The following is a 5,376-nucleotide window of genomic DNA, read 5'->3' as shown; positions in this document are numbered from 1 at the left end:
CGACCCAGACACCGGGCAGCCCCATGGTCTGGCTGAGGATCAGCGCTGCCGGGATCTCGACCGCGACGATGGCGGCGATCGACAGCAGCATGGGCAGCAGCACCACGCCGGAGGCCCGCATCACGGCGGAGAACACCGTGCCGTAGCCATAGACGACGCAGCTCCACAGCACGATGTGCAGCAGGCTCTCGGTCAGTTCGATCACCTCGGGATCGGTGATGAACAGGCGCACCAGATGCTCGGAGAACAGGTAGGCGACCACCACCAGCAGCCCGGTGACCACCGTGTTCATCAGCAGCCCGGTGCGCGTGACCCGTTCGACCTCGTCGAAGCGGCGCGCCCCGATCGCCTGGGCGGCGAAGATCGAGGCGGCGATGGAAATCGACATGGCCGGGAACTGGATGTAGCTCAGCACCTGGTTGACCGCGCCGTAGGCGGCCGTGGCATCGGAACCGAAGCGGTTGACGATGCCGACGATGACGATGCCCGAGATCGAGGCGACCACCATGCCGAGCCCCGCCGGCAGGCCGAGCTTGAGGATCAGCTTGAGCAGGACGAAATCCACCTTGAAGTGGTGGGCAAGGCCGGCGTCGAGCGCCATCGGGCTCCGGCGCCAGTTGAGGTAGAAGAACAGGAACACCAGCACCAGGGTGAACCCGGCGATGAAGGCGACGGCCGCGGCCATGACGCCGAGCTGCGGCAGCCCGAACCAGCCCTGGATCAGCGCCGGCGTGACCACCAGCCCGACCCCGATCGACAGGATCAGCGCCAGCAGCGGCGTCATCGTATCGCCGACCCCGCGCAGCATCGAGGTGATGATCAAGAACACGAAGAAGCCCGGCATGCCGATCAGCATCACCCGTCCGTAGTCGGTGGCGAGGGCGAACACGTCGGGCGGCGCGCCGAGCACCAGCATCAGTTCGGGCGCGAAGGCGCCGCCGATCGCCGCGACCACCAGCCCCATCAGGAACGAGACGGTGAGCGTCGTGCCGGTGACCTGCTTGATCTTTTCGAGGTTCTTCGCCCCCCAGGCCTGTCCGATCAGGATGGCGCCGCCCGAGGCGAGCCCGACCATGAACGAGATCAGGAAGATCATGATGGGAAAGAACATGGCAACGGCGGCCAGTGCCTCCACCCCGATCATCTGCCCGATATAGATGGAGTTGATGGTGCCCGACAGCGCCTGCAGGATATTGCTCAGCGTCAGGGGCAGAAGGAACAGCGCGAACCGCTGCCAGAGCGGCCTGATCGGTTTGTCCATCTGTAGTCTCCGAATCCCGAATGCGAGGCGGCGTCACGTCCAGACGGCCGGCCGCGGTCGAGCGACCGCTGAACCGGTTCGGGCCACTTCACGTCCCGAAGGGGACGCAGGCGGGTCGGAGCACTAGCGGGGTGAACGCACGGGGCCTGATGTATCGCGCCGGTGCGACCGCGGTCAATCGGACAATGCCGATGCGAGGGATCAGCGTCCGTGATGTGGCCAGCAGCGAAAGTCATCGCCACCTGCCGATCCGCCGGGATAGTCTGGCCGCATGCGAATCTCCACCGCTCCCGCCCCGTTCTGGCTCGGCATGCGCCTGTTCGTGCCCGTCGCCATCTCCATCGCCGCCTATGGCGTAGTCTGGGGCGTGCTCGCCGGGCAGGCCGGCATGAGCGTCATCGAAGTGGCGCTGATGAGCGGGCTGGTCTATGCCGGCGCGAGCCAGTTCGTCGTGCTGGAGATGTGGACGCCGGGACAGCTGCCGATCGTCTCGATCGTCGTTGCCGCGGCCATCGTCAACCTCAGGATGCTGCTGATGACGGCGACGCTCAGGCCGCTCGCCGGCCACCTGCCGCTGCCGCGCGCCCTCGCCGTGATGTTCCTCGTCTCCGACGAGCCTTGGGCCCTCACCATGGGCGAGGTCCGCAAGGGGCGCGGCAGCCTTGCCTTCCTCCTCGGCGCCGGGGTGCTGTGCTGGACCAGCTGGATGGTCTCGACGCTGTTCGGCCGGGTGCTCGGCGCCGTCATCGACGATCCGACGCGATACGGGCTGGACTTCGCCTTCACCGCCACCTTCCTCGCGCTGCTGCTCGGCATGTGGAAGGGGCGCGGCGACCTCGTCCCCTGGATCGCCGGGGCACTCATCGCGATGGTCACCGCCCGGCTCGTCGAGGGCAACTGGTACATCATTGCCGGCGGCCTCGGCGGCAGCTTCGCCGGTGCCGTGTTCGACCACTTCGCCGGCCGCCGGGAGGCCCGCGATGTCCGCTGAATCCCTGCTGGCCATCCTCGGCATGGCCGCGGTGACCTACGCCATCCGCGCCGGCGGCTACCTGCTGGCGACACGCCTGCCCGAGAGCGGCTTCATCGCCAGCTGGATGAAGCACCTGCCCGGCGCCGTGCTGGCCGCCCTGGTCGCCAACGCGATCATCGCCGGCGGTGCCGCCGAAGCGCTGGCGGCGGCGGCGGTGGCGGCGCTTTACCTCGTGACCCGCAACCTGTTCGCCGCCATGGCCGGCGGCGTCCTCGCCGTCTACCTGGCCCGCCTCGCGCTCGGCGGCTGAGAGGGGCTGGAACAAGCGGCGCGGGCGGTCCATGTAGGAGGAGGCGCGGGTTCCACGCGCCGGCGGAGGCGTGCCATGCAGACCATCACCGGGCTCTTCGACACTTACGAACATGCCGCCGGCGCCGTGCGCGCCCTCGGCGAGGCCGGCATACGCGACACCGACATCAGCGTCGTCTTCCGCCACGACCTGCCCGAAGTACCGCCCGAGGGGCCGGAACCGGAGGCGGTGCTCGGGGCTGCCGACGCGGCGGCGGGCGAGGCCGGCGAACCCGAGGCCGACGCGGTCGAGGGCGACGCGACGCTCGGCGGCGAGATCGGAGCGGGCCTCGGTGCCGCCGGCGGCCTCCTCGCCGGGCTGGGCATCATCGCCATTCCCGGTTTCGGACCGGTCGTCGCCGGCGGCTGGCTGGTCGCCACCGCGCTCGGGGCCATTGCCGGGGCCGGGCTCGGCGCGGCGACCGGCAGCCTCGTCGGCGCCCTCACCTCGGCGGGCGTTCCCGAGGACCATGCGCATGTGGTGACCGAGGGGCTGCGCCGCGGCGGCGCCATCGTCACGGCGCGGGTCGACGCGCGCCACGCCGAGGCCGCCCTCGCCATCCTGCAGCACGCTCCGGGCATCGACCTCGAGCAACGCCGCCGGGCCTACGAACAGGAAGGTTGGACGCCGGCCGGCTGAGCGGGGCTCAAAACGCGCCGTCGATCTTAACGCCGTCGTCATCGTCGGCTGCCAGTCTGGCCGCACCGAGTGCAACAGGGCGGTCATGACCAGCATCGAAATGGCCGGCAACGACGTCGTCGCGCTGCGCTCGCGGTACCTGCTGCCCGTTCTGGTCCTCGCCTATGGGCTTGCGGCCGCGCTGGCGGCCCCGGACATCTACCTCGAGATGCTGGCCGACTATGCCCTGCAGTTCGCGGTGCTGCCGCCGCTGATCCTGCTCGGGCTGCTGGCCGTCGCGATGCTGCGCCACCGCCACGGCCCGCTGGCCTATCTGCGGCGGACCGCGGCCACCCGCCTGCTGCCGCTGGCCGGCATCGCCTGCCTCGTCTGTGTCGGGCTTGCCGCCTTCACCACATTCAAGATCCTGATCCCGCAGCTCGTTCCGTTCTGGGCCGATCCGCATTTCGCCCGCATCGACCTCCTGCTGCACGGCACCGACCCCGGGCTGCTTGCCCACGCGCTGCTGCCCGACTGGGCCGGCTATGCGATCGGCGTGCTCTACGGACCGGTCTGGTTTCTCGCCTGGTTCGGCACCATGGGGGCGATGGCGCTGCACCCGGGGGATGCGCTGCGCCGGCGCTACTTCTGGGCGATGGCGCTGACCATCCTGCTGCTCGGCACCGTGCTCGCCACGCTGCTCGCCTCCTACGGTCCGGTCTTCTTCGACGACTTCGCCGAAACGGACCGCTTCGACGCCCTGCTGCAGCAGATCGCGGAAAGCCCGGTGGGCGCCTACATGGCCGAGGCCAGCGGCTACCTGCTGGCCAGCTACGGTGCCGAGCGCCCCTCGCTCGGCACCGGCATCTCGGCCATGCCGAGCATGCACCTCGCCATCGCCACGCTGCACGCCCTGCTGCTCGGCCGCCTCAACCGCTGGGCCGGCCTGTTCGGCTGGGGCTATGTTGCGCTGATCCTCGTCGGATCGGTGTACCTGGGCTGGCACTATGCGATCGACGGCTATGTCTCCATCGCCGCCGTTTCGCTCATCTGGTGGGCGACGGGCCGCCTCGAGCGGCGACCCGCCGGGATGTCCGGGACCTACTGATCGAGGTCGCGCACGGCGCCGCGGGCGGCGCTGGTGGCGAAGGCCGCATAGGCCTTGAGCGCCGTCGAGACATTACGCTTGCGTGGCTTCGCCGGCGTCCAGCCCAGCCGGTCCTGCTCGGCGCGCCGCGTCGCCAGTTCCGCCTCGGACAGCGCCAGATGGATGGTGCGGCCGGGAATGTCGATCTCGATCACGTCGCCGTCGCGCACCAGACCGATGGCCCCGCCTTCCGCCGCCTCCGGCGAGACGTGGCCGATCGACAGCCCCGACGTGCCGCCCGAAAAGCGCCCGTCGGTGATCAGCGCGCAGGCCTTGCCCAGGCCCTTCGACTTCAGGTAGCTCGTCGGATAGAGCATCTCCTGCATGCCCGGACCGCCGCGCGGTCCCTCGTAGCGGATCACCAGCACGTCGCCGGCCTTGATCTCGTTGCTGAGGATGCCCTTGACCGCCGCGTCCTGACTCTCGAACACCCTGGCCGGCCCGGTGAAGCGGAGGATCGACTCGTCGACGCCCGCCGTCTTCACGATGCAGCCGTCGAGCGCGATATTGCCCTTGAGCACGGCGAGCCCGCCATCCCTCGAGAAGGCATGCTCGGTGCTGCGGATGACGCCCTTGGCGCGGTCGAGGTCGAGCTCCTTCCAGCGCGCGCTCTGGCTGAACGCCTCGGTGGTGCGCACGCCGCCCGGCGCGGCCATGTAGAAGTTGCGCACGCCGTCCGAGTTGGTGCGGCTGATGTCCCAGCGATCGAGCGCATCGCCGAGCGTGGCGGCATGCACCGTCGGCTCGCCCCGGTTGATCAGCCCGCCCCGGTCGAGTTGGCCGAGGATCGACATGATGCCGCCGGCCCGGTGCACGTCCTCGATATGCACGTCCGACTTGGCCGGCGCCACCTTGCACAGCACCGGCACCTTGCGGGAGAGCGCATCGATGTCGTCCATGCAGAAATCCACCTCGGCCTCGTGCGCGGCGGCAAGGATGTGCAGCACCGTGTTGGTCGAGCCGCCCATGGCGATGTCGAGCGCCATGGCGTTCTCAAAGGCCGCCTTGGTGGCGATCGAACGCGGCAG

Annotated in this window: 6 protein-coding genes; 4 read left to right on the top strand and 2 right to left on the bottom strand. The window is 69.7% G+C overall.

The genetic code is table 11. The features are described 5' to 3' along the window. A partial coding sequence (locus ACE3TU_RS18535; protein ID WP_374626911.1) for an MATE family efflux transporter occupies nucleotides 1-1,261 on the bottom strand: 1,261 nt, incomplete at its 3' end. 271 nt (nucleotides 1,262-1,532) lie between these two features. On the opposite strand from ACE3TU_RS18535, the gene ACE3TU_RS18530 reads away from it, so the two are divergent. The 4 genes from ACE3TU_RS18530 to ACE3TU_RS18515 all read left to right on the top strand — a co-directional run bounded on the left by ACE3TU_RS18530 (nucleotide 1,533) and on the right by ACE3TU_RS18515 (nucleotide 4,309). Continuing rightward, on the top strand, nucleotides 1,533-2,252 hold the full coding sequence (locus tag ACE3TU_RS18530; protein WP_374626909.1) for an AzlC family ABC transporter permease: 720 nt from the start codon (nucleotides 1,533-1,535) through the stop codon (nucleotides 2,250-2,252). After that, nucleotides 2,242-2,544, top strand: a complete 303-nt coding sequence (locus ACE3TU_RS18525; protein ID WP_374626906.1) for an AzlD domain-containing protein — start codon at nucleotides 2,242-2,244, stop codon at nucleotides 2,542-2,544. Before ACE3TU_RS18530 ends, ACE3TU_RS18525 begins: the two co-directional genes overlap by 11 nt. Nucleotides 2,545-2,619: 75 nt before the next feature. Next, nucleotides 2,620-3,222, top strand: a complete 603-nt coding sequence (locus tag ACE3TU_RS18520) for a hypothetical protein (RefSeq protein WP_374626904.1) — start codon at nucleotides 2,620-2,622, stop codon at nucleotides 3,220-3,222. Between the two features lie 85 nt (nucleotides 3,223-3,307). Continuing rightward, nucleotides 3,308-4,309 (top strand): phosphatase PAP2 family protein, encoded by a 1,002-nt coding sequence (locus ACE3TU_RS18515; RefSeq protein WP_374626902.1) that lies wholly within the window; start codon nucleotides 3,308-3,310, stop codon nucleotides 4,307-4,309. Here ACE3TU_RS18515 and ACE3TU_RS18510 read toward each other — a convergent pair. After that, a partial coding sequence (locus ACE3TU_RS18510; RefSeq protein ID WP_374626900.1) for a dihydroxy-acid dehydratase occupies nucleotides 4,303-5,376 on the bottom strand: 1,074 nt, incomplete at its 5' end. The two genes, ACE3TU_RS18515 and ACE3TU_RS18510, sit on opposite strands and share 7 nt — an antisense overlap.

Source organism: Devosia sp. (genome assembly GCF_041917035.1).
GTDB lineage: Bacteria > Pseudomonadota > Alphaproteobacteria > Rhizobiales > Devosiaceae > Devosia_A.
The sequence above is the reverse complement of the archived record's forward strand: the minus strand, read 5'-3'. Positions and strand labels throughout refer to the sequence as shown.